The sequence below is a fragment of the Bilifractor sp. HCP3S3_D3 genome (assembly GCF_052063915.1).
GTDB lineage: Bacteria > Bacillota > Clostridia > Lachnospirales > Lachnospiraceae > Bilifractor.
On record NZ_JBQHWP010000014.1, the window covers coordinates 20,016 to 44,562 of the forward strand.

General features: G+C 45.8%; 27 protein-coding genes. 3 read left to right on the forward strand and 24 right to left on the reverse strand.

Going from position 1 to position 24,547, the window contains the following annotated elements; genetic code table 11:
- Window positions 1-354: 354 nt before the first annotated feature.
- Window positions 355-753, forward strand: coding sequence for a metal-dependent transcriptional regulator (locus ACTNDI_RS09540; protein WP_441100755.1), 399 nt, complete (start codon window positions 355-357; stop codon window positions 751-753).
- Between the two features lie 99 nt (window positions 754-852).
- Window positions 853-1,119, forward strand: a complete 267-nt coding sequence (locus tag ACTNDI_RS09545; protein ID WP_441100756.1) for a heavy-metal-associated domain-containing protein — start codon at window positions 853-855, stop codon at window positions 1,117-1,119.
- A gap of 460 nt (window positions 1,120-1,579) precedes the next feature.
- Here the strand turns inward: ACTNDI_RS09545 and ACTNDI_RS09550 are convergent, their stop codons facing one another.
- Window positions 1,580-2,830, reverse strand: coding sequence for an AI-2E family transporter (locus ACTNDI_RS09550; RefSeq protein ID WP_441100757.1), 1,251 nt, complete (start codon window positions 2,828-2,830; stop codon window positions 1,580-1,582).
- A gap of 232 nt (window positions 2,831-3,062) precedes the next feature.
- Here ACTNDI_RS09550 and yfbR point away from each other — a divergent pair, with 232 nt between their 5' ends.
- The gene (gene yfbR, locus ACTNDI_RS09555; RefSeq protein WP_441100758.1) at window positions 3,063-3,695 is read left to right on the forward strand and encodes a 5'-deoxynucleotidase; all 633 of its coding nucleotides are present in this window, start codon (window positions 3,063-3,065) and stop codon (window positions 3,693-3,695) included.
- Here the strand turns inward: yfbR and ACTNDI_RS09560 are convergent.
- The 23 genes from ACTNDI_RS09560 to ACTNDI_RS09670 form a co-directional block, all read right to left on the reverse strand.
- Window positions 3,652-3,957 (reverse strand): AzlD domain-containing protein, encoded by a 306-nt coding sequence (locus tag ACTNDI_RS09560; protein WP_441100759.1) that lies wholly within the window; start codon window positions 3,955-3,957, stop codon window positions 3,652-3,654. The two genes, yfbR and ACTNDI_RS09560, sit on opposite strands and share 44 nt — an antisense overlap.
- A gap of 1 nt (window position 3,958) precedes the next feature.
- Window positions 3,959-4,723: an AzlC family ABC transporter permease gene (locus ACTNDI_RS09565; protein ID WP_441100833.1), complete on the reverse strand. Its 765-nt coding sequence runs from the start codon at window positions 4,721-4,723 to the stop codon at window positions 3,959-3,961.
- Between the two features lie 201 nt (window positions 4,724-4,924).
- Complete coding sequence (locus ACTNDI_RS09570) at window positions 4,925-5,809, reverse strand: methionyl aminopeptidase (RefSeq protein WP_441100760.1); 885 nt, start codon at window positions 5,807-5,809, stop codon at window positions 4,925-4,927.
- Between the two features lie 89 nt (window positions 5,810-5,898).
- A complete protein-coding gene (thrS, locus tag ACTNDI_RS09575; protein WP_441100761.1) occupies window positions 5,899-7,674 on the reverse strand; it encodes a threonine--tRNA ligase in 1,776 nt (591 codons plus the stop codon).
- A gap of 350 nt (window positions 7,675-8,024) precedes the next feature.
- On the reverse strand, window positions 8,025-9,464 hold the full coding sequence (locus ACTNDI_RS09580; RefSeq protein ID WP_441100762.1) for a glucosaminidase domain-containing protein: 1,440 nt from the start codon (window positions 9,462-9,464) through the stop codon (window positions 8,025-8,027).
- Between the two features lie 65 nt (window positions 9,465-9,529).
- On the reverse strand, window positions 9,530-9,784 hold the full coding sequence (locus ACTNDI_RS09585) for a phage holin (protein ID WP_441100763.1): 255 nt from the start codon (window positions 9,782-9,784) through the stop codon (window positions 9,530-9,532).
- Window positions 9,777-10,094 carry a hypothetical protein gene (locus ACTNDI_RS09590; RefSeq protein WP_441100764.1) on the reverse strand — a complete coding sequence of 106 codons (318 nt, stop codon included), beginning with the start codon at window positions 10,092-10,094 and terminating at the stop codon, window positions 9,777-9,779. Before ACTNDI_RS09590 ends, ACTNDI_RS09585 begins: the two co-directional genes overlap by 8 nt.
- Window positions 10,095-10,200: 106 nt before the next feature.
- The gene (locus tag ACTNDI_RS09595) at window positions 10,201-10,344 is read right to left on the reverse strand and encodes a CD1375 family protein (protein ID WP_441100765.1); all 144 of its coding nucleotides are present in this window, start codon (window positions 10,342-10,344) and stop codon (window positions 10,201-10,203) included.
- A gap of 59 nt (window positions 10,345-10,403) precedes the next feature.
- Window positions 10,404-10,535, reverse strand: a complete 132-nt coding sequence (locus ACTNDI_RS09600; protein WP_441100766.1) for a CD1375 family protein — start codon at window positions 10,533-10,535, stop codon at window positions 10,404-10,406.
- Between the two features lie 5 nt (window positions 10,536-10,540).
- The gene (locus ACTNDI_RS09605) at window positions 10,541-10,810 is read right to left on the reverse strand and encodes a hypothetical protein (protein ID WP_441100767.1); all 270 of its coding nucleotides are present in this window, start codon (window positions 10,808-10,810) and stop codon (window positions 10,541-10,543) included.
- Window positions 10,807-11,928 (reverse strand): RNA-directed DNA polymerase, encoded by a 1,122-nt coding sequence (locus tag ACTNDI_RS09610; protein ID WP_441100768.1) that lies wholly within the window; start codon window positions 11,926-11,928, stop codon window positions 10,807-10,809. Before ACTNDI_RS09610 ends, ACTNDI_RS09605 begins: the two co-directional genes overlap by 4 nt.
- Window positions 11,929-12,329: 401 nt before the next feature.
- The gene (locus ACTNDI_RS09615; RefSeq protein ID WP_441100769.1) at window positions 12,330-14,288 is read right to left on the reverse strand and encodes a hypothetical protein; all 1,959 of its coding nucleotides are present in this window, start codon (window positions 14,286-14,288) and stop codon (window positions 12,330-12,332) included.
- Between the two features lie 124 nt (window positions 14,289-14,412).
- On the reverse strand, window positions 14,413-14,655 hold the full coding sequence (locus ACTNDI_RS09620; protein WP_441100770.1) for a hypothetical protein: 243 nt from the start codon (window positions 14,653-14,655) through the stop codon (window positions 14,413-14,415).
- Window positions 14,655-17,120: a phage tail protein gene (locus tag ACTNDI_RS09625; protein WP_441100771.1), complete on the reverse strand. Its 2,466-nt coding sequence runs from the start codon at window positions 17,118-17,120 to the stop codon at window positions 14,655-14,657. The genes ACTNDI_RS09620 and ACTNDI_RS09625 overlap by 1 nt, the downstream gene beginning before the upstream one ends.
- The gene (locus tag ACTNDI_RS09630) at window positions 17,120-17,818 is read right to left on the reverse strand and encodes a hypothetical protein (RefSeq protein ID WP_441100772.1); all 699 of its coding nucleotides are present in this window, start codon (window positions 17,816-17,818) and stop codon (window positions 17,120-17,122) included. The genes ACTNDI_RS09625 and ACTNDI_RS09630 overlap by 1 nt, the downstream gene beginning before the upstream one ends.
- Complete coding sequence (locus tag ACTNDI_RS09635) at window positions 17,812-21,018, reverse strand: phage tail tape measure protein (RefSeq protein ID WP_441100773.1); 3,207 nt, start codon at window positions 21,016-21,018, stop codon at window positions 17,812-17,814. The genes ACTNDI_RS09630 and ACTNDI_RS09635 overlap by 7 nt, the downstream gene beginning before the upstream one ends.
- 297 nt (window positions 21,019-21,315) lie before the next feature.
- Window positions 21,316-21,897, reverse strand: a complete 582-nt coding sequence (locus ACTNDI_RS09640; protein ID WP_441100774.1) for a hypothetical protein — start codon at window positions 21,895-21,897, stop codon at window positions 21,316-21,318.
- Between the two features lie 8 nt (window positions 21,898-21,905).
- A complete protein-coding gene (locus ACTNDI_RS09645; RefSeq protein ID WP_441100775.1) occupies window positions 21,906-22,073 on the reverse strand; it encodes a hypothetical protein in 168 nt (55 codons plus the stop codon).
- A gap of 72 nt (window positions 22,074-22,145) precedes the next feature.
- A complete protein-coding gene (locus ACTNDI_RS09650) occupies window positions 22,146-22,742 on the reverse strand; it encodes a hypothetical protein (RefSeq protein ID WP_441100776.1) in 597 nt (198 codons plus the stop codon).
- A gap of 3 nt (window positions 22,743-22,745) precedes the next feature.
- Window positions 22,746-23,123 carry a hypothetical protein gene (locus ACTNDI_RS09655; RefSeq protein WP_441100777.1) on the reverse strand — a complete coding sequence of 126 codons (378 nt, stop codon included), beginning with the start codon at window positions 23,121-23,123 and terminating at the stop codon, window positions 22,746-22,748.
- A 2-nt stretch (window positions 23,124-23,125) separates the two neighbouring features.
- A complete protein-coding gene (locus tag ACTNDI_RS09660) occupies window positions 23,126-23,614 on the reverse strand; it encodes an HK97 gp10 family phage protein (protein WP_441100778.1) in 489 nt (162 codons plus the stop codon).
- Window positions 23,614-23,982, reverse strand: coding sequence for a hypothetical protein (locus tag ACTNDI_RS09665; RefSeq protein WP_441100779.1), 369 nt, complete (start codon window positions 23,980-23,982; stop codon window positions 23,614-23,616). Before ACTNDI_RS09665 ends, ACTNDI_RS09660 begins: the two co-directional genes overlap by 1 nt.
- Before the next feature lie 2 nt (window positions 23,983-23,984).
- Window positions 23,985-24,524: a hypothetical protein gene (locus ACTNDI_RS09670; RefSeq protein ID WP_441100780.1), complete on the reverse strand. Its 540-nt coding sequence runs from the start codon at window positions 24,522-24,524 to the stop codon at window positions 23,985-23,987.
- Between the last annotated feature and the right edge of the window lie 23 nt (window positions 24,525-24,547).

A 24,547-nucleotide genomic window follows, 5' to 3' on the forward strand; every position in this document is an offset into this window, starting at 1 on the left:
AGGGTCAAAACGCGGCTGCTGGTCGGCATGACCCCCGGTATATGCGTGTGACCTTCAACACGCATTGATCTTGTTTGGTTTTTAATTTTATACAATTCGAAAATCGCCTTTATCAAAAACTTGCGTTTAATTATTCTAACATAAATTAAAAAGCGTCTTGAAATATTACAGGAATAATGATAATCTGTTTCGTATACGCATTTAAGCATTTAATACTTATGGATAACAAGTTCTATTGATTTATATCAGATACGTTCTCATGATATTTACATTTCGCGGACGCTTTGCGATCACCAATATACAATCATGACACGTTCTCCTATCATGGATTTACAGGAAAGCAGGTAAATAATTATGACCATACAGAAATCAGCGGAAGATTATCTTGAAGCAATGCTAATGATGAAGGAACAGCACGGATATATCCGTTCCATTGACATCGCCGATCATCTCGGCGTAACCAAGCCCAGCGTCAGCTACGCGACCAAGCGTCTGCGTGAAAACGGATTTATCACCATGGATCATTCCGGCTTCATTACTCTGACCGACAGCGGCATGGAGATTGCGGACCGCATTTACAGCCGCCACAAGATGCTCACCGACTTTTTTACCGCCATCGGCGTTTCTCCCGAAATTGCAAGGACTGACGCCTGCAAGGTCGAACATGACATCAGCGAGGAAACCTTCAAGGCAATGTCCAGGTACAATGAAATCCTGAAAGAGACGCAGAACAAGGCAGCAGCTGAATCCTGAGACAAGAACGTTCTCCTTTCCGCTTGACCATAACTGTTCAAATGCTATAATATATGTTAATTGCAGATAACTGCATGGAAGCATGGAAAGGAGAACAAAATGTATAAGACTACAGCATCCATTGAAGGCATGAGCTGCGGTATGTGTGAAGCTCATATCTGCGATGTCATACGCAAGACTTTTCCCCGCGCAAAGAAGGTTTCCGCCTCTCATATCAAGAACACTGCCACCTTCCTGACAGATGATGAAATTGACAGCAGTCTGCTGAAGGAATGTATCGAGGAAACCGGTTATCACTATAAAGGATGCCGGACGGAACCTTTCGAGAAAAAGGGGCTCTTCCACTTCGGAAAATCCAAGGACTGAATCTGGTCCAAAAAATCCGATAATTTATTTAAAAAATGTTTGACATTTCTAACTTGTTGTGATATTGTATTAACCGCAGTTAGTAATCACTAACTGCGCTGCATACAAAATCCTTTCAAAATTGTGATGTCCGGAACGCCACGGACATCGCGGCCGCTTTGGCGCTGCCGTGCATTATCCTAAGCGGGGAATGCAGATCCCTCCGCACCGGCTCCCGGACCTCTCCGGGCAGGGAGCCGGAGAAAATCTGCATTCCAGAAAAAATGCGCGGCAGTCCAATCCGCCGGCCTTACGAAGGACTGCGGACACGCAGTGTGCAGCAACAGACATTTGGGAATGTATACCCATCATAACTAAATGGGACGTGCCCATCACACGCCCCGCCTCCTCAAATGAGAGGTGGCCTCATCACCCACCTCTAATATCTATCCGAAGCACTGCCTCCCATCAAGGCAGTGCTTTATTTGGGTTCTGCGCCTCTCTCGTCCGCCGCTTCCTCTCTTCTCTCTGACGCCGGTTCCGCGCTTTCATTCCGGCCAGCCTCATGGCCGTTTTTTTCTGCCTGTGCCCGCTCCCTGTCACGTTTCTTGCTCTTCCGGTTTTCCAACACCACCAGAATATAATTGTTGTATACATAATCCGAAATTGCCGCGAACGGAATTGCCAGAAGTATTCCGGGTACGCCGAACATTCTTCCTCCGACAATAATGCAGACGAGAATCCACACCGATGAGACACCCAGCGTGTTGCCAAAAAGCTTTGGCTTGATGACATAACCGTCAATTGTCTGCAGAATAATTGTAAAAATGATAAACCACAGAGCGTGCCATGGATTGTTCAGCACAAGGATAAACGCGCCGACAACCCCGCCGACGATCGGTCCGAAGGTCGGCGCCAGATTTGTCACTCCCACCACCACGGAAATCAAAAGATTATAGGGCAGACCCGCAATCAGGAAAAACACAAAGTTTGAAACTCCGATGATCAGCGCGTCCAGAAGTTCTCCAACGATATAACGGATCATGATTGTATTGCAGTGATTCCAGAATTTACAGGAGCTCTGGAACATCCGTTCTGAGAGAATCGCGTGCATCAGCTTTCCGAACCCCGCCTGAAGCCTGCTCTTGTCCGCAAGAAAATAGATCGACATGATCACGGCAATCACCCAGGTCATGATGTTTCTGCCGATCGAAAACGACGTATTGATGATGCTGTCTACATTAGATGGGATTTTCCCCACTATGGTATCCAAAAGCGCCTGACCGCCGTTGAGAATCTTGGAAAAATCAAACCTTGATCCGGCTGCCTTCTCCTGCAGATTCGCGAGGAGCGTTCGAATCTCATCCGCATATACATTGACATTATTGAAGAAAGTAATTATGCTGTTTACAATCTGCGGGATCAATGCCACCATCAGGAACACAAATCCGGCCAGAATAATCAGGATCGTACAGACAACGGCCAGATTTCTCCGGGCTGTCTCCCTGCGCATCCGGCGGAACACATAGTGTTCGAATACCTTGGTCAGCGGATCCATGACATATGCGATAATCAGCGCGATAATTACCGGATTGATAAAACCGAAGAAGGCAGCGATGCCTCTGCCGACCACATCAAGATGCGAAAAAAACAAATATACAAGAACGCCGATGCTGATTGCCAGCGCATTGGATGCCCAACGGTTTTTCAGGATGTTTTTGTTGAACTTCATAGGTCACTCCCGGAGTTGTAAGATACAGATTTATGCGCTGCGGTTGCCCACGCTCGGTTCATACGGCCGGCTTCCCGCATGTTCCATAGTAATATAGTTCCTGTTTTAATGCAAGAAGGATGCTTGTCCGCAAACACCATAAGACACCGTACGCATACGCCAACGGGCACTGCCCCTTTCATTAAACCTCCGGTCGATCGAAGGGTTATTTCCATACAGAAAGGACGCTTATATGCAGCACAATTTTTTTGCCACGATCTCAAGAATGAAATATATTGAAAGATGGGCGCTTATGCGCAATTCCAGACCGGAAAACCTCAGCGAGCATTCCCTTGAGGTCGCCATGATCTCTCACGCGCTCTGCGTCATAGGAAATGTAAGATACGGGAAACATCTGAACGCAGAAAAGGCCGCACTCTGCGGCCTGTACCATGACGCGTCGGAAATCATAACCGGTGACATGCCGACGCCTGTGAAATACGCGAATCAGAAACTGAAAACTGCTTACAAGGAAGTGGAGGCGGACTCCGAAAACCGTCTGCTCGATGAACTTCCGGATGATCTCCGTCCCGCCTTTGAAGGGATTTTCCATGCAGAGAGCACTGAAGAAGAGCACTATATGCGCCGTCTGGTCAAGGCCGCCGATAAAATCTCCGCGCTCATCAAATGTATCGAGGAGGAGAATTCCGGCAACCGGGAATTCCGGACAGCGAAATCAACCACCGAAGAATCCATCCGTCATCTCGCCGCCGAAATGCCGGAAGTAACCGACTTCGTGAACGAATTTCTTCCTTCATACGGAAGGACTCTCGATGAACTGCTCACAGAATCAGTCCGACCAAAAACACAACCGCGCAACAGCTGATCGCCACCGCGAAAAGATCTTCTGTGATCCACGCCACAATCAGCCCGACAATCAATGCCGCCGCGCCTGCCGCAACGTGATCGGTTGCCGTGAGAATGGCAGGAAAGGTCATAACCGCCAGGGTCACATACGGGACATAATAAAGAAAGGACCGGAACCACCTGCTGCGAATCGGTTTTCGGATGAACAGAAACGGCAGCAGCCGGATGGCATAAATGGTAAGTGCCATGATCAGCAGTGAAAGATATATGTTTTCTGACATCTCAGTTCACCTCTCCCTTCTCTGCAGATTCCTCTACCTCTTCTCGCGGACGCAATGCCGCCGCGATTCCCGCAATCACAATGGTCAGAATGATGACACGGAAGCCGGAGGAAATACCGGAAAGTCCGGGAATCACGGAAAACAGCCAGCTTGCAAGCATCGATACGGCTACCAGACCGCCGATAAAATAATTTTTCTTCGCCGGCGGAATAATAATCGCAAGGAACATCCCGTACATGGCGACGCCGAGCGCATTGGAAGCCCAGGCCGGCAGGATGTTCCCCATCAGCACGCCGAGAACCGTCCCCGCACACCAGCCCGAGACCGAAACAGCAGTGATCCCGTAGGTATACCGCGGATCGAGGAAGCCGTCCACAGAGACGGACAGTCCAAAGATCTCATCCGTCATACAGTAGGCCAGGAGAAACCTGTGCAGGGGGCTGCTCTTCGGATCAAGCTTCTGTGTGAGCGAGCAGCTCATGAGAAAATACCGGAGATTGACAATGACTGACGTCGTGATCATCTCAAAGATGCCCGCGCCCGCGGCGATCAGATTAATCGCCGCGAACTGTCCTGCAGACGCCACCATCGTCAGCGACATCACAAAAGACTGCACACTGTTCATTCCGGCGTTTCTGGCCGAGATTCCCAGTGCGAACGAAACGGCAAAATAACCCATACAGATCGGAATTCCGTTGCGCAGCCCGTACGCAAACCATCCCGCTGCAGAATGGGGCACCTTTTTCTTTTTCCCCACAGTATCCATCATATCCCCCTGCACACTTCCTTTACTGCCTTATCACAGAGCAGCAAAAACCTCTTCATCTCTACCAGATCTACCGGAATGCCACCGCATCCGCCCTCGAACCGACAGGCCAAAGAATTCCTCAACCCAAAATACGTGTAGTTTTTAGATCATTGCCGCATCCTCGCACCGACGGTCCAAAGAGTTCTTCATCCGAAGGCCTCAGTACGCGATGACCTCGCATCCGTTATCTGTCACAAGCACCTGTACCTCCCACTGCGCGGACGGAAGACCGTCCTCGGTATAGATCGTCCAGCCGTTTTCCTCATCCTGGAAAATATCATCGCGGCCCATATTCACCATTGGCTCAATGGTGAAGCACATGCCCGGTACCATCAGCATCTCCGTCCCCGGAACACTGACGTAGCTCACCCATGGATCCTCATGGAATTCAATTCCGCACCCGTGGCCTCCGATTTCACGCACAACGCTGTAGCCATTCTCCACCGCATGCTGATGAACCGCATTTCCCATGTCCCCAAGACACGTCCACGGCTTCACGTTCTTAATGCCGATCTCGACACATTCCTTCGTGACATCCACAAGCTTTTTCTTCTCCGGTGATACGTTCCCCATGCAGAACATGCGGGAGGAATCCGAAAAATAGCCATGATAAATGGTGGAAACATCTACGTTGATGATGTCTCCGTCCTTCAGGATAACATCCGGAGAGGGAATGCCGTGACACACCTCCTCATTAATCGAGGTACACACGCTCTTCGGGAACCCCTCATAATTCAACGGTGCGGGGATTCCACCCATCTTTGTGGTCGTATCATACACGATCCGGTCGATCTCCTCTGTACTCATACCGATCTTTATTCTGGACGCAACCTCGTCGAGCACCGCGATGTTGATTTTCGCGCTGGCCTTGATTCCCTCGACCTGCTCCGGTGTCTTGATCAGCTTTCTTTCCGGAACGATAAATCCCTTAACCTCAAATTCACGGATTTTTTCATCAAAATCCATATGGCAATGTTTATACTTCTTTCCGCTTCCGCACCAGCATGGCGCGTTGCGGTCTAATTTCTTATCTTTGAACTGCATATCTGCACTCTCTCTTTCTGTAATCGGAACGGGAAAAACCGAAAGCGGCTGCCGCAGAATGGATCTGCAGCAGCCGCATGGGTTCATCATCATTCTGCTGTATCAATCAGCTCCTTCAGATGCTCTCTGTCCATCTTCGTGCACATGGCAACAAGCTGATCCAGCGGTACATTGTGAAGCTGCTGCTTCTGACCGCGAACCGTAATGGATACGGTATCCGAAGATGCCTCCTGGTCGCCGACAACAACGATATACGGATCCTTGAAGGTCTTGTAGGTCTTGATCTTCTCGTTCATGTTCTTGTCCGCGTAATCAACCTCTACACGGATACCCGCGTTCTTGAGGGCGTTTACAACCTTCTTCGCGTAGTCGTTATGCTCCGGACGGATCGGAACAACAGCCACCTGATACGGGCTCAGCCAGAACGGGAAAGCTCCCTTGTAGTTTTCGATCAGAATACCGATGAAACGCTCCATCGATCCGAAGATCGCGCGGTGAATCATTACCGGCTGCTTTACGGAGCCGTCCTGTGCCGCGTACTTCATATCAAAATTCAGCGGAAGCTGGAAGTCCAGCTGGATGGTGCCCATCTGCCATTCTCTTCCGAGAGCGTCCTTCATCTTAAGATCGATCTTCGGTCCGTAGAATGCTCCGTCGCCCTCGTTCACCTCATAGTTGCCCGGTCCGTATACATCGTCCAGAATATCCTTCAGATCCTTCTCGGCTTTGTCCCATACCTTGATGTCACCCATATAATCATCCGGTCTGGTGGAAAGCTCAGCCTTGTAGGTCAATCCGAAAGTTCCGTAGATCTGTGTCGCGATGCTCATGATATCCTTGATTTCAGAAGCAATCTGCTCCTCTGCCACAAGGATATGCGCGTCATCCTGACGGAACATCTGAACACGGAAAAGACCGTTCAGTTCTCCGGATTTTTCTTTTCTGTGGATGACATCTACCTGATTGATGCGGAACGGAAGATCTCTGTAAGAGCGCAGATGCTTCTTGTACACCAGAATCGCGTTCGGGCAGTTCATCGGCTTGCACGCATAGTAATCGCTCTCATCCTCCTTCACACCCGGGATGATGAACATATTCTCTTTATAGTGGCCCCAGTGACCGGAAGTCTGCCAGAGCTTGGAGTTGCTGAGAACCGGTCCGGAAATCTCCTGATATCCGTGATCCTCATGAATTCCTCTCCAGAAATTCAGAAGAGCGTTGAACATCTTCCAGCCACGGGGAAGCCAGTAAGGCATTCCGGGAGCGCTCTCGTCGAACATAAACAGTTCAAGCTGCGGTCCGAGCTTCTTGTGATCCCGCTCCGCGGCCTCGCGCAGGAGTTTTTTGTACTCCTTGAGCTGCTGCTTGTCCGGAAATGCGGTGACATATATTCTCTGAAGCTGATCCCTGTTCTCATCACCTCTCCAGTACGCGCCGGAAATGGAGCGAACCTCGAAAGCGACATTCATCAGCTCCTGGGAGTTCTCTACGTGAGGTCCTCTGCACAGGTCAACGTAATCATCGCCGGTATAGTACAGGGTGATGGTCTCATCTTCCGGAAGCTCCTCGATCAGTTCTGTCTTGAACTTCTGATCCTTGAAAATTTCAAGCGCCTCCGCTTTGGATACAACCTTCCGTGTCCACGGTTCTCTTCTCCGTATCACCTCATGCATCTTGTCTTCGATGGTCTTGTAATCATCGTTGTTCAGCGTCCTCGGAAGTACGAAATCGTAATACAGTCCGTTCTCAATCTGCGGACCGATTGCATACTGTACATTCTCTTTACCGAAGAGTTCAATGACAGCCTTCGCAAGGATATGCGCGAGTGAATGACGATAAACCGCTAAAAATTCTTCTTTTTCCATAGTACGTCTCTCCTTTGCTAAGATCGCTACCAGCGATCTGCCTTATATAACTGCCACGCGCCGCTGCATTGCGCCGCTTTGCCTGACGAGTTCGATTATATACCCTCAGGCTCGTATTGTCACCCGGAAATCAAACTTCGGCCGGTGTTTCCCTGAATATTGCGACTATCCTGCCGCTCAAACCATGCGTAAATATACTTACATCATCCCGTTATCAATGGCGCTGAATATTACGCCTTGTAAGTCCTGAAAAGGCTTATTTTATGCGGTTTTGTAGCATTGTTCAACGTTTCAATCCTTGCCACGCTTGCGCTTATCTATTTCAGTTGGTGGCAAAATGGTGGCAAATTTTACCGGACAAGATACCGACTTGAAGAAAATCCGGTGTACTGTGTCCCGTTAATATCCACCTGAATCAGTAACCAGTTTGTACCATTAAACGGGGTGTAATAGCCATAGCAATTACACCGTGTTCCTGCCGGGATAACGGCAAGGGCTTTCTTGTTGGTTCCGGCATCATTGCGGATGTACAGATTTGCGCTTGTCTTATATGTACCGGCAAGAGACTTATCAAACTTTGATGCATAGGCCGTGGCTGTCACCTTGTTTGCTGTAGGCTGGTTCGGTGTAACCGCTTCCGGCTTTGCGGCGGAACCATTCAGGATTTCATTTACCCGGTGCTGTACTGCAACAGGGTCATACCCTTTTGCTCTCAGGTTGGCTGTCCTTGCTGATCCGTTCCCCCACTGACCGGCAATGACTTCATGCGCCACCGTGTCAACGGACTTTCCACCACCCTGTACCGGTTCTGTGACAGTTCCGGTGCTGTCATAGTGTGGTGTGATGAATCCACGAATGACACGCCCATTGATGGAAACTGTACGCTTTTTGACCATGTTGCTTGCGTTACCTTCCGTAACTACAAAATAACCAGCATCCTTATTCACATAGGTAACGGTTCCAACGTGATCCGGATTACCAGTATTGTCACCTGCGCCCGTGTCGTCCCAGTCATACAGAACGGCATCGCCAATATTGGGAACATAACCATCCGATTCCTGCCAACATCCCATCTTCTTTGCTTCTTCGATCAGGTAATAGCAACTGATTTCAACCGGCATGATTGCTGTATATCCAAGTGCCTTTGCGATTGCTGACCACGTGCATGCACACCACGCCCACCCATATTCCATTTTGGTATTACGTGGGAACGGGGGCTTACTGTTGTACAGATCAATGATGGATTTATAGGAACCATCAGCTTCATTTTTCCCAACCCACGAATTAACAAGATTCACGACTTCCGAACGCGAATAACTCATTTCAGATACCCCCTTATCGAACTGTGTCAGATTGTACTGATTGACAATCCTCATGTTGTTTTCCACATATGTGCTACTGGTTGCATATCCATCCGCCTTAATGATTTCAAGATATTTCCGTGGGTCTGTAATTCCCTTTAGGTTTTGATATCTGGCAAGCTGGATAAATTCAAAGTAGCCTTTAATCCCTTCATCCATGGAATCAAATACACGGAAGTTATCACTGATTTTTGTCAGCGTCCCCGGTGTGTATTCCTCCATGGTATTCAGGTTGACAGATTTGCCTTTCCACTTTGTTCCGCACTTCAGGCCAAAGTAATTGTGATAAGTCGCGGCAAGTTTGCTTTCGCCCCATCCGGATTCAAGAATAGCCTGTGCAATGATGGGTGAATGAACCTTAATTCCGTATGCTGGGGCATATTTTTTCACCCCTTTTGCCACGGCTTCAATAAATTCCTGATGTGTCATTTTTTGTCACCTTACTTTCAAAAAAATGGCGGGATCACATTTTTATGATCCCACCGGTGTTTATGTTATTTCTTTGGTTCGGTATAAGTAAGTGCCTGTGTAGAATCTGACAATCCCTTTGTCGTGGGATCATTAACAACGCCCATAATGGCTAATACGGCAAACACCGCATCCACGGCAGCCACAATTTTTCCTGACAGTTCAGATAAATCAATCTGATACCCGAATACTGCCGCAATCATCTGAATGGCAATGACCAGTGCCGGGATGAACGTCTCCCAAAAATGTACATTTTTAATTCTGACTTTCCAGTTAATCATTTCTTTCGCCCCCTTTGATTTCATCAATTCGCATCCATGCGGATTTAAGACTTTCTTCGACTTTAATAAGCCTTTGGTTCATGGTATTTAGGTCATCGCGAACCCCCTTCTGATCTGCTTTAATGTCACGTGTGTCCGACTGAATAGAATTCAATGCTGTTTCAATTTTTGCGCTTGAAGCGGCTTCCTTTTTGGCTTCATCAATTTCAGCCTTCACATCAACACTTCCGTTTCGTGTGGCTGTGATGATCCCAAACACGATAGAAACAATCAGCGCCGCAAGCGCTACCCAAAACGATGGATCAATCACTTCAACATCCTTTCTGCTGGTGGCACAAAAATAGCCGCCTGACCTCATATAACGGTCATATGGCGGCTTTCTTGTGTCATGTGGTTAAGTTGTTCGCCTAAATGATTTAGGCTTTGTCTGTGGCATCTTCAGCAAGTTCAGGAAGGTCAAGATCAATAAGAACCTGTTTCACTTTATCCCTGATCCTTGCCGGGACATCATTGATTGTTTTAATGCCTTTGACAATCAGAGTCGCATAAATTACAGCCATAGTTTCCACCACCTTTCTATATTGATTTTTAATATGTATGATGAACCCAATCATGGGAATCACCCCTGTTCAGCTAATTCCTTATATCCACGATCAACCAGAATTTGTTTCACTTCATCACGGATTTTTTCAGGAACCTGTTCAATCTGCTTGATACCCTTAATGATTAGACTTGCATAAACTTCCGCCATGATCATCAGCCCCCAATCATTTCATAAACTTCTGTAAGCGCCACCTGAACCTGTGTGGTTTCATCTTCCAACTCTGCATTCTTTGCCTGGATAGACTTAATATATTCGTCTTTGTCGTACTCTTTCAGGTTATAGGAATACCCATCAAAACCGGGCTGTTCGTCAGTCTTTTTCTCATGGACTTCCTTGATATCAGACGCCACAAAAACCTTGGTTTCCCTGATATCAACATCAGACGGTCTTTCTGTGCTTTGCACAATTCCTAAATCTTTCATGCTGCTTTCCTTTCTTTTGCTTTTACTACTGTTTCATAATAATTGGTTGCATAAGGTTTGACTGGTTCATAGTATTTCAGGCACAACCGGAAGCTGTCACAATAATCTGTCCATCCACGGTAAGAATTGATAGAACACCACTCTGAATGATTCATCATATTGCCTTGATCACACTTCTTTTTAATCCTTGTCAGCTTCCGTTTCATCGCCGTGCAAGTGGTTTTCCGCAACAGGGTGTAATCACCAAACACACGATATCCAAGAAAATCAACGCCACGGATGTAAGATGGAAATATCTGATAATTCTGTTTAATTCTAAGCTTCATGCAATCGTGGAAGTAACTGTTGATCTCTTCCAGCAACTTGTGAAGTTCTTCTTTTGTGCTTCCAAAAATCACAATGTCATCCATGTATCTGAAGTAGAATTTCACATGCTTTTGTTCCTTGATCCAGTGATCAAATGCGGAAAAGTAATAATTGCCGCAATACTGTGAAAGATAATTGCCAATCGGAATGCCGGTTTCCGGGTCATAATCTTCACCGGCAAGCTGAATTTCAGCAACATCTTCTTCATCAATTGTGTTGATGGAATCAATGATTTCATCCAGCAATTCCAGAACATCTTTATCCTTGAACAACCGCCGGAACTTTTCTTTCATAATTCCGTGATTGATATTTTGGTAATAGTGCCTGGCATCTATCTTCAGGCAATATTGACATTCATCCGGGTGGTATTTCATGGCATGTTGAACCTTTTTCAGTCCCATGTGAATCCCACGTTTCGGAATGGCGCTGTACGTATCAGCAATTAAATTCTTGATGATATACGGTTCAATTACCTGAAGAATAGCCCATTGTGCAATTCTGTCTGGATAATATGGCAATTTATAAATCTTTCGCTGCTTCTTCCCTTCCTGCTTGTAAAACACTTCATATGGTGATGTGCGAAACGTGTGATTTTTCAGCATGGTTTGAAGTTCATACAGATATTTATCAGGGTCTTTTTCAATTTCCTTAACTTCCTTGTACCACCCTTTTCCTTTCTTTGCGTTTTTGTGCGCTTGCCGTAAATTTTCAATACTGCAAACTTTTTCAAACAAGTTACCGTGTCGCTTCATTCCTTATGCTTCCATTGTTTTTGTATGCGTGCAACTGAACGTTCGATTTTAAACCTACTAATACAATCCGGGTCTTACCTATTTGCATTCCGTAAACAGGCATCTGTCAAAACGACCCAGCACTGACAGAATTTAGATGTTTTGCCAAGTGGCAAGGTTAGACACTCACACATTTGATTTATATGAAACAGCCAACCTTTGGGCTATAAACCCGTGGGCTGGCTGAATTCACCGCGCATATTCGAGCTGACTGCTGATATTCCGATTCCGATTGCCGACACCATTACCCACATTCCAATAGAACCCGCCGGCATTAACGCCATCGTTCCAATCACCGCCCAATAGGGCAACTAACTGAATTTTTTTTGCAATCGCCTGTGTCTAACCTATATTTTTTTTAGTTATGCTTTCGCTGTTGGAACATACACGAGCCGACCGCCGATATTCCGATCCCGATAGCCGACACCATCAGTCACACTCCAATAGAACCCGCCGGCATAAACGCCATCGCTCCAATTACCGCCCAATCGGGCAATTCTGTAGCCGTTCCACGTATTGTTCTGATAGTAATAATCACCAATGGGAAGGGCGCTATCTCCCTTGACCTCAGAAGGTAAGAACAACCAATCAAACTTTGTGGAATATCCCATGGCTGAAATGTAGCCGTTTTCTGAAGGCAGCGTGAAACCAATGCTTTCATAGTTGTCCGTTTGCTTTGATTCAGCGAAATTAAAATCCTTGCAAACATAGCCCAAAAACGGCTTTCCAGATTCGTAGTAAAAATTCAGACCATAGACAAAATCCCACATATTTCCCCACGGGTCTTCCATGCCACGGTAAGATATTGACCGTTTGCCGTTCGTGGTGTTGGTAAGCGTCTGCCCGTTGATCTGTTGCGTAGAACTATCAGCATGTCCGGTTGCATTGCCAAGAGTGGATGTTCCGCCGGTATTTACTGCATATGAAGATGTATCGTCACTGGCCAACCCTGTCCATGGAATATCAACAACCCCATGTTCAATGGCCGTCTGAAGATTTCCGGCATATTCGATCAGCATAAGAAGCTGGTTGGCGGATGTCGCCTTGATGGTATCACCGTGCCACCCTGCGCCCCTGTTCTGCGCCATCTGCTCAATAGATGTTCTTGTCAAATTCTGGTTATATCCTGACGCCGGTTTAACTCCTGAAATGGAACAAAACAGGTCTGTACCTGCATCGCAAACCTGCGCATCGTCTTTGATGTAGGATTTTGCAGATGTGTCATAAATGGAACCACGGAATGCGCTGAAAAATATGTGATCAACCTCATTCCCACTTGCATCAAAAAACGCCGGATGTAACCGGAACCCAGCACGTGCTTTACCAGACACATAGTAGTTGGCTTTTCTGAGATGATAGCCAACACCAGTTGACTGCTTTTCATATTCAACGGGTGCAACCAGATACCAAAACGCTGGCTGATAGACCATTACCTGTCCATTAGAACCGTCTTCTTTATACGCGCTGTCACCGTACCATGCATTGATTGTTCCATCGTTTGCCACATTGCACCGTTTACGACCGCCAAACATGGGGAACTGGTCAAAATCAGAACCGCCATTCAATCCGCTTGCCGCGCCAAGCCGTTTATAGGTTTTATTTTTATAATCGACCTGAACCCCAACCACATCAGAATCATACAGTCCAAGGTATGCCCGTAAGTCTGCAACACCAGATAAGATTTCCTGACTATTGAAATTCTCACCGCGCAATTCTTCAACGTTAGATTTCGCTGACGCATTTTCCGATGATAGCGATTGAAGCGCATCATTTGCCACGGACACAGCGGAATTCAGATTTTTCTGTGAATCTGTTGACTGTGTAATCACGCCGGACAGGTTTGATTTCGCCGTATCAGAATTATTGATTGTGTCCTGAAGGCTTGTTTTCGCACTGTTCGCGGAAGAAATGGTTCCGTTCAGATTGCTGTTGACTGTGGAAGCTGTGGCTGTCGTATCCTTCAGGGTTGTATTCGTGGCGTTTGCTGCGTTGATCGTACTCTGAACATTTGACTGTGCCGTTGATGCGTTTTTAATACTGCTATCAAGGTTTGATTTCGCCGTATTCGCGTTCGTGATCGTCTGATTCGCTGTGCTGACAGCGGCATCAACATTGGACTTTGCTGTGTTGGCTTTTGACGTGGAAGAATCCACATTTGTTTTTGCCGTATTCGCCGCTGACACTGACGCATCAAGGTTTTTCTTTGTCGTGTTTGCCGTATTCGTGGCATTGGTCAGTGCCGTGGTTGCACTCTGTGCATTGGCAACTTTTTGATCAAATGCGGCAACCTGTGCTGATACATCATCCTTTGCGGCTACCACATCGGACTTAATCTGTGCGTAGGAATTGTTATCATCATTGACCTTGTTCAGTGCGTTGATGATTGAACCCCTGACTTCCTCACCGTATACGGCATTTGCAATCTGGTCTGTGTACTGCTTTATATCAGCCATCCGTTTTTTCCTCACTTTCTGTATTATCTGCTTTATCTGCTTTATTCATGGCAGCATAGTCGGCGGCAAGTTCTATGTTTTTCTGTTTTCTGATATCCGACAAAATACCAGCAACAATACCTTCTAACAGGTATGCCGGTAAGTGCGTTTCCTGTGCGATCTGAGAAAACGCCGCTGTAAGTTTTCCATTGGCGTTTTCCATCATCACAGAAAGCGGAACCTGATTGTTATCCATTAAGATACCTTCCTTTCCAAAGTGTTCACCTTTTCAATCAGTTCCTGAAGGGCTTTCGTAATAACTGGCATGATATGCTGTTCATTGATTTGTAAATTCACACCAACTTCCTTCCCCTGATTGTCTGTCTGTGGCACACGGATGACATACAATTCATTACATTGTTCCATGTCTTGCGCCACGTATCCGCAATCAACGTGAAGGTCTTTGTTTTTCCAATCATATGAGAAATGCGGGATTTTCATTATTTCTTCAATCCCATTGATTTCACTATTTTTGATATTTTCCTTGAATTTCCTGTCAGAAGGCCATACCGATATTCCATACGCACCGAACAGTGTTTGAATTTCTACATACGATGAAGACATAACATTCCACACGAACCGGAATTTATTGCACCCATCGGCAAGCGGAACATTCCACAATTTGTTGTATCCGTATTCTGCAAATGTTATCGGACTAAACATGCTGTCAAGAATGGATTTCGTAGTTCCAATCTGTAATATTCCACCTTGATAACCAAAAATATTTGTATTCTTGTTAGCATTGATCTGTAGCCCTGATGCATTCAAGTCAATCGTGCAGCCATTGCCATCTACAATGTTTATGGTTGATCCTGTAATTGTTGACCCTTTGATGTTTCCTGAGAATGTACCGTTTTTAGCAGTAACGTTCCCCCATGTGTCAATACTGAATCCGCCATTCGCTGTAACAAGCCCTTCCAGTTTTATCTTGCTTGCTTTGATAGCAATGTCTTCCGCACTCTGATTGATTGCACTTACTACATCGTTGTATCCAACTTTCTTCTGCACAGTTTGTGATATGCCATCAGTTGTAATCTTTACTTCCGATTTTGTAGCGTAATATTCAAGTTTGTTATCAACATACTGTGTGGCGGTTTCTTTTGCCGAAAGCAGTATAGAATCTTTGGTATTCTGGATGACTGTCTGAACTTCACCTTTGGTGTAATAATTCTTTAATTGATTGTCGGCATATTCTTCGGAATTCTGTTGTGCTTCCTGCGCCTTGCTTGCAATTTCCTTTGTTACAGATGTTTTGTAATCTACGGTCAGTTTCGATGCATCCACGGAATTACCAACGATACGATCGCCAAGGATTTGCCCATCCATGGTAATTGCGGTTTCATAATTCCCTTTGTACCCTGTTGAACTGTAGCCAAGGCCATTCAGGTTCCAGCGCCACACCTTGGTTGCCTTGGTATAGTCTGGATCATTGCAGATAAACAGTTCATTTGCATCATCCGCTATGGTCACATACCCGTGTGTTGCGGCGGTTATTAGGGCGGTTGCCTGTTTAATTGCATCAGCAACAACGGCATTTTTTGTTGGTAGTTCCTCAATCTGTGTTTTCAGACTTTGGGAAATGGCGTTTGTTTTGGTGGACACGCTGGCCTTCACAGTTCCATTGAATGTCAGTGTATTCTGTGATAGCTGATTCAACGAAATGGTCATCTTTGTGACCGGGAAATATTTGTCTAACCCGTGCGGTTCCGACACAATACGCACCTGATCACCCAACCTGATAGCCTGTTTTGTATCATCCACATAGTGGAGATCAACAGCCTTGGCTTCAATCGTCATATTCTCAAATTGTTCATCTGTTAGCCATTTTTCGCCATGCGATTTCAGCCGTTCGGGTGTAGTTACATCATCCCATGTGACCACCTTCACAATCCATCCGTATTTTTTCACAGCATCCTGATTTACAACATAATCTTTCCCACCGTTGACGGATTTAATCGTCAGCCGTTCTTCCAATGCCGGAATTGATGATTCTTTCAGACGGTTTCCCAGCGGAACAACAACTGTTGCAATGTCTGTCATGTCTATTCCACGGGTAAAATCCAGAAGATTCTCACCAAATTCGATAACTTGCTGATTGATAACTCCGTAATCTTTGACATAATCCAGATATCTGTGACCGTCTTCATTCCTGACACGGATATATCCGCCCATATCATCAATCAAATCTTCCTTGATTGTTTTCAGGGAACTTTCCCAGTTGGTATACCGGTAAACATTATCTGTAGAATTGGTTACAGTTACCATGCCAACTTCAAACTGTTTATCGGCTTCCACCTGGCTGTTGTGAATTTCCACAATTTTTGCAAAATATTCCCTTGGGGTCAGATCGTGGTATTCTGCCGGGCGCTGAACCGTGTCGTTCAGGAACGCCAATTCACCTTCACAGTACAATTCTTTCCTGTTGTAATAGTCTGTATCATCTTTCGTGATACGGCCTTTGAACAGGATTTCACTGTCTTGATAAACTGTCACACGGGACAGCATCTTTTGCGGGACGTTATAGTGTGGATGTGTGGGCGGAATCTTACACGTGAACGAACCCGGACTGTTTAATTCCAACGTAACTTTTGGATCAATAAGAACCAAATCTTCGTCACGTGTATCGTAAAGAGTTACATTGTCACAAGTTACCCTATACATTACAATGAACCCCCTTTATACCTGATCTTTACCGTCCCTGTTCCTGAACATTTGAACACAACCGGATTATCACCTTCCTGAAGCCGGATATCCAGAACCTTGTTTTCCCCGCTTGTCAGATTGTACGTAGTTCCCTCAAACGTGACGCTCATTGCCTTGGAACAAATAAAGGTGGGGGATACGATTTTTCGTTTGTTAATTAGATTTACCGTTGCGGATGTGGCAACCGTGATTTCCGAATCACGGATTACACCATCAACAAAACTAAATGGATCCCATTGCCAAGGTTCATATGGGCCATTTACTTCAATTTTGTAAGGTTCAACGTCACATTCAATGACAATCTTCCCGGTTGCCTTATTGGTTTCAAATTCATTAATGGAACACCGACCGTAATAGTAATATTGCTGGTCTGCGTCCATGATGATCTGCATTTTTTGGCCGTGTAAATAATTTGCTACGGCTGACAATGACTGTGCCCATTTCTTGTAATCCACGGTTGTGAATGTGAATTTTAACGTCCGGTTTTCAAACCGGACGTTATCACCGAGCGCTTCAGTCAGATCAATGTCACCATCCCTTCCGGTGACACTGACCTTTTCTGTTTTTGCCTTTGGAAGGGATATTTCTTTTTTGGTCAGGTACATACCAAAATCACGGTACGAATGTTTGATTCCAAATTTTATACCAATCACCAATTAGCACCCCTTTCCTTTTTTCTGATAATGTCTCCAATTTCTTCATCCATCGCCGGGGCAAGTTCTCCAACAAGGGCACCAGAATCAAGCACCATTTTCAGGTTTGCAAATTCCGGGAAATACTGTTCAAGGATGTTCAACAGTCTGTTGAACATTTCATTTACCTTTTGAACTACATCATTGTTTTCAGCCGCTACCGCTGTTCTGATATCATTCATCAAGTTGGTTTTGCCGTACATCATTTCATCACCGGCTTCACCGGCACCCTTTGCCTGTCCAGTTGCCGGATTCATGCCAAATATGGTTGGCTGCGTGAATAAATACGGCTGTTCCATAGCCTTCTTATACCAGCTAATGCCGAAATGCGGCACAGACGGCGGATTGATAGAAAAGTGTCCGCTTATGGACAGGTGCGGAAGTGCCAAGTGCGGCAACGACCACGAAAAGTGGAAGAATGACCGCATCCGCTGAATTGCATTTCCTACCGCATCCCGCGCGGCTTCAACAGGTCTGGTAATTGCAGATTTGATACTGTTCCAAACAGATGAAGCAGTTGAATGAATACTGTTGAACACGCTTGAAACCGTTGACCTTACCGAATTGAATACACTGGTGACCGTTGATCTAATTGCGTTCACTGGTGTTGATACGGCTGTTTTCACGGCATTCCACACGGATGTAGTAGTGGACTTAATTCCATTCCAAATACTTGTTACCGTGCTTTTAACGGCATTGAATACAGATGTTACAACCGACTTGATACCATTCACCACGGTTGTCATGACAGACTTAATTGCATTCCATACCGTGGTTGTAACCGATTTAATGGCATTCCACACGGATGTAATTACCGACTTAATGGCGTCTGCAACTGTTGTAATGACTGATTTTATCCCATTCCATACTGTTTCAGATACCGATTTCACCGCATTGAATACAGTTGTGGTTACACTCTTAATGGCATTCCAAGCCGTTTCAACTGCCGTTTTTATGGCGTTTAGAATCGGTTCCATGACCGCTTTGATTGCATTCCAGACAGTGGATATTGTCGTTTTGATGGCATTCAGCGCGGTTGATACAATGGACTTGATGGTTTCCCACGCCGCTGTGATCTCATTACCAAAATTCTGCCATATAAATTGCCACGGGATCATTAATATCTGTACTGCCGCCGACAGCAATTCCTTGATGAACATGATCCCGACCTGAACCACATTCTTGATTGTTTCCCATGCGGTACTGATCGCGTCAATTACAGGACTAAAGAAATTTCCAACTGCCGTAATTACATCGTTGAAGAACCCGCTTATCTTTTCACCTATACCGCTGAAGAAGTCCACAACTGTATTCTGAATGTTATAGATCAGGTCAACAACCTTGTCACGGACGTTCTGCCGGAAGGAAATAATCTTATCAGCAATCCCGTCCAGATTTACGCCAAACAGGTTTCCGATTGTTGTAAATGCTCCACGGATAAGGTCATTCTGCTTATCCATAATGGCTTCAACAACGCCGCTAAGACCGCCACCGCCTTCTTCATAGGACACTTGCAAATCCGTAAAAAAGTTGTTTGTTGAGCCCTTGGCCGCTTCAAAGCCTTTGCTAAAAGAATCTTTGAGATGATCCCCAAGGGCTGTAAACGTTCCTTTGATTCCGCCGCCGTGTTCCTTGATAGAATCGCCCATTGCTTTGAACCTATCAGCAACACCACCAAAGAATCCTTTGATTCCTTCAGCCGCCGTTGATACGATATTCTTCAGGCCGTCCCATAATCCTTTCCAGAAATTACGGAAGCCTTCTGACGTATTCCAAAGGTATGTAAACGCCGCAACGAGTGCACCGATAGCCACAACAACGATTCCAACGGGGTTGGCGTTCATTGCCGCATTTAGTAGCAACTGTGCCGTGGTCATTCCTTCTTCTGCACCTTTGACTGCAAGTAGTGCAGTATGCGCCGCTTGTAATGCAGACTGAATGGCAAGGGCTGTTCTGAATGCTGTATAAGCACCGACCGCCGCAAGCACTCCGGCGGCAAGAGATTCAACAAGGGTTTTGTGTTTTTCAATCCACTGTCCAGCCTTTTCAATTGTCGGAATCACCTTGTTACTAAGCGCGTCAACAACCTTATCCACCACAGGAATCAGCTTTTCACCAAGCTCAGATTTTAAGTTGCTGAATTTAGCTTTGAGCGCTTCGGTCTTGGCTTCCATCGTGCCTTCAATTTTTTCATAGGCAGAAGCAGTTGCTCCGGCATTGTTCTGCATCTGGTTCAGCGTAGAATTGAATTCCTTTGAACCGGCGTTTACAAGAGCAAGTGCACCAGTTCCGGCTTCCTGGCTATGCCACAGGTTCGCGAACTCCGTTGTGTTCCCATCCACAGAATCGGACAAGACCTGAAGCACATCACCAAGGGACATACCGGAATTCATGCATTCTGCGAAACTCTTTCCGGTTTTATCCTTCAACACCGCCGATACGTCAGAACCAGAATCGCCCAACTCATTCAGCATACCTTTCAGGTATGTGGTGGATTCAGCCGTTGCGATACCGGATTTTGTCATGATCGCATAGGAAGAACACAAGTTGTCGATGTTCACTCCATAGGCGGAAGCCGTAGGAATGACCTTACCCATACTGGCGGCAAGTTCATCAACGGTTGTTTTACCTAAGTTCTGTGTTGTAATCAGGTTATCGCTGATATGATCAGCGTCATCCGCCGATAGCCCATAAGCGTTGATTGCCGTGGTCATGACATCCACGGCGGTTGCCGCTGATGTAAAACCGGCCTTGGATAGTTCAACGGCCTTTGTTGTAAAGTCAACAGCATGTCCGGCATCCACGGAAGCGGATAACGCCTGATATAGTGCTTCTGAAAAATCGGACACAGAAACGTGGCTTTCATTTGCCCCTTTCTTCACACTGGCATAATATGCATCTGTATTGACTTTACTTGTATCCAGAAGGGTTGTAACCTTGGCAAATGACGCTTCCGACTGTCCAGCCGTTGTAACAACGTCCTTGCCAAACTGTATAACCTTATCTGCCGTGAATGCACCTGCAAGGGCTGTTCCTATCTTTTTACAAGCGGAAGAAAATTTATCTTGTGTGTTGTTCGCCTTTCCGGTTACATCGTCCAATTCTCTGTTGACATTATCAGCACCCATCAGGGCTAATGTACCGAATATCTTAAATAATTCCATTATTTACCCCTCATTCTTCAGGGCTGAAGTCTGTCATCATACTTATGGAATCCTGAAGTGTTGTTTCAACGTCAAACGTCTGCCGGGTTTGCGTTTCTGTCTCCATTTCATTCACAAAATCGTTGAATGATTTATCAAAAATCCGATGAAGGTAATATTCCCAATCCCTTTCTTCTTCACGCTTTTTGATTACCAGATCAATGAATTCTGGTAATTGCCCGGCGGCGATTACCTCATTTAACAGCGTTGTAGGGCTTGCATACCTGTGATAAATCAGGTCTGCAAATTCTAGTTCTGTTATTTGAGCAACTTTGAAACAACCTTGATAAAATTTTCAAATTCAGGCTTCTGAATGACATCAACAACCATTTCAGCAAAAACCTCAATCGGAAGCGTTGCAATTGCTTCCGGCTTCATACCGGATACGCCACCAAGGAATGTGTAGATATCCGTTCGGCAATCAGAAATGTGCGAAAGTACAACCTGTGTCATAGACAGCACTACCGACATACCAACGGAAGTCACAACGTCATCCGAAACCGGCGCGTTGTCGCTATCATCAGCCCCTTCCTGCTTGTTCAGGGACTTGATAAGGGCTTTAATGTCGTTCTGGTTGAAGGCATCGCGGAAGCGATCAATCCCAATCTTGGAAATGCTTCTTGCCATTGGGAACAGATCATCAGCACACAGTGTTCTAAGTGTGTATGGCTTTGTCTCCTGAACCGGTTCAGGAACCTGTTCAACGGCATTCTGAGCAACTGTCTTCTGCATGACTGCACTCTGTATATTGTTCATCTGTACAGATGCTGCCATATCCTGCGCCTGTGCCATCGGTCTTATCGGTAACGTGTCATTGGTAAAATTTGTGAATTCAGCCATTGGTTAATTCATCCTTTCTTCTGTTCGTCTTTTGATTTGTCATCAACAGGGACAACATAATTACCAGACTTCACGATTTCGTGATATCGTTCGTCTGTCACTTCCAAAAATGAATCACGGCGATGAAGTTCACCGCCGTGGATATCATGGAAGGATTCAACCACCTTTACTTTCATGGTTCATTCCTTTCTAATATTCAGACAATTATTGCTTTAATGCAGCTGATCCGTTGCTATGTGTCTGAATATTTATGCTGTTTTCGGGAAATAAATGTGATACGGAATGGTAGTCAGATCACCACCAATGTCCTGTCTGGATGCAAATGTGTACTTCGTAACGCTGGCATCCTTGTTCTTTCCCTCAACTTCCAGTCCGGAAGTGCAGAGCGCGTTGTCCAGAACAACCACAATCGGGACACCATCAAGACGCTTACCAATAAACGCGATATTGTCCAGATAATCACCAGATTCAATCTTGGATTTATCCTCAATCAGCGTGTATCCTTCCGGCGCACCCTGTGTGTTTTCCTGGCCAATGACAACGGCTTTCAGGATATCCGGCGAAAGCTCAATCAGGTTGATTTCCATTTCTGCCGTGCCACCCTGTTTAATGTCAAACTGTTTGACCGGAACCCACGCACCATCAACTTCAATCTGCTTAATTTCAGGCTTGATTGAAAACTTGTTTCCGCCGGATGTTGCACCAATCAGGGATTCCGCAAAATTCCACGCCTTCTTCTGTGCATCATACTTCAGCCCCTTGTGAATCGTACCGGCACCAAGAAGGATGTTGCCGGGTGTCTTGTCGGTAATGCCTGAAGATTTAATTTCAGCATAATCAGCCATAATTTACCCCACTTTCCAAAATTTTATTTGTAATCTGATTTCTAATTTTTTTAATTCTTCTTCTCCGGTTGGTTCCGGTGCAGAAGAATCATAAAAAACGGCAATTCCTGAACCATCGCCAAGAATCGCCGTCTTCCCCGTAGTCCGGGGGAACATCTGTTTTAATTTCTTATCGACCGCATACAGTTCAGCCCATGTGTGACGTGTGAACCCTGTGATCCTGAAGAACGAATCAGAAACCCCATCTTCATATGCTCCGGGGGATTCATCATAATCACCGACAAAATACGGATATTTGATCACATCTGTCCATTCCTCAAATTCATATGGCACACCGGCTGATTCCAACTGTGAAGCAATCCACTGAATCACGTCTTCCATAATCAGTTAATCCTTCCAAATGCCTTTTCAGCGGCAGCCTGTGCCAATGGTGCCACACTGTTACCGGCTTGCTGTAGTGCTTTGTTTGGGCGCTTACCTTTGGTGTAGTAGGCATTCAGTCCTTTGCGGCGCAACATCGCCATTTCCCTTTTCGCGCTGGCAAGATCAAGCGTTTTTCCACCGCCACCGCCTTTTGACTGGCCTTCTACAAATACCCAATAACCTTTACGCCCATCACCATTCACGGCATATTCACCGGTTCCCAGTTCTTCCCACACGGCATTTTCTTCACCCGAACCAATCGTTACTTTGTACCCAGATTCATCCACCTGATATGTCCATGAACCAGCCGTCTTTCCGGTCTTACGCCTTGAATTCTGTTTAGTTCTGGAAGCGACTTCACCACCGACTTCATTTAAAAAGGCAATAGCTGCTTCCTTCAACGCGCCTTTGACAGCAGCACTATTATCTTTGAATTCAAAATCAGCCATCATGCACCGCCTTCCATGAATTTCAGATAGATTTCAAATTGCTGGTTCAGTTCCATAGGATTATCAATCAACAGTATGGCGTATGGGTTGCCCTTCACCAGCATCCGGGCATTATCCTTGGTGACATCAACCGTTTTTCCGGTGTCCGGGTCTGTCACGCTGTCCAGATCAAACACATCACAGATAAAAATATGCGTGGAATCCTGAACCTTTGCATTGTAATTCAGGTAATCGGATGTACCGTTAGAAAGATCAAGCCACCCTTTAAGTGAAAAAGCATCGTGCCATGTCGGAACACGTTCCCCAAACTCGTTTTTCTCTGATGTTTTTACCTGAATGATGCCATATACATTGCCACCGATCTTCATAATCAGAACCTCGCCTTGATATATGGCGCAAGGAAACCAAGTAAAGCCACCGGATAGCCCATAACCTGATTGTTCGCGTCCTGATCAAAATATGTCACGGAATGTCTGGAAAGGGTTTCCTGCTTGATTCCAACCTTTTGCCGATTTTCGATTTCCCACTGAAGAAGGTTAATCACACCTTCCTGAACATCAGCCGGATATTCTACTTTCGTAACCAGATTGTGGCCAATCAAAAACAGATCACGGTCAACAGCCACCGTGTCACCGATGACCGATTTAACCACATACAGACCGTCATTAACAGTTGACTGGCTAATTTCAACCGTGTCACCTTCCTTCAGGAAAGGCAACACGGCTAAATTATCAGCAATCAGTTTGGAACCTTCCGAACGTGCTTCAAACCTCACGGCGCGATTCTGGAAATTATTGTTGGTGTATGCCCGGATAAGCTGTTCAACGCTGTTCAATTTTCGTTCAAGGGTGTTTGAATCAACACCCCTGAATTCACTCATTGAAGTTAATGTTTCAACTTTTACAATCATCGGGTTCACCCCTTCCAAGTCCA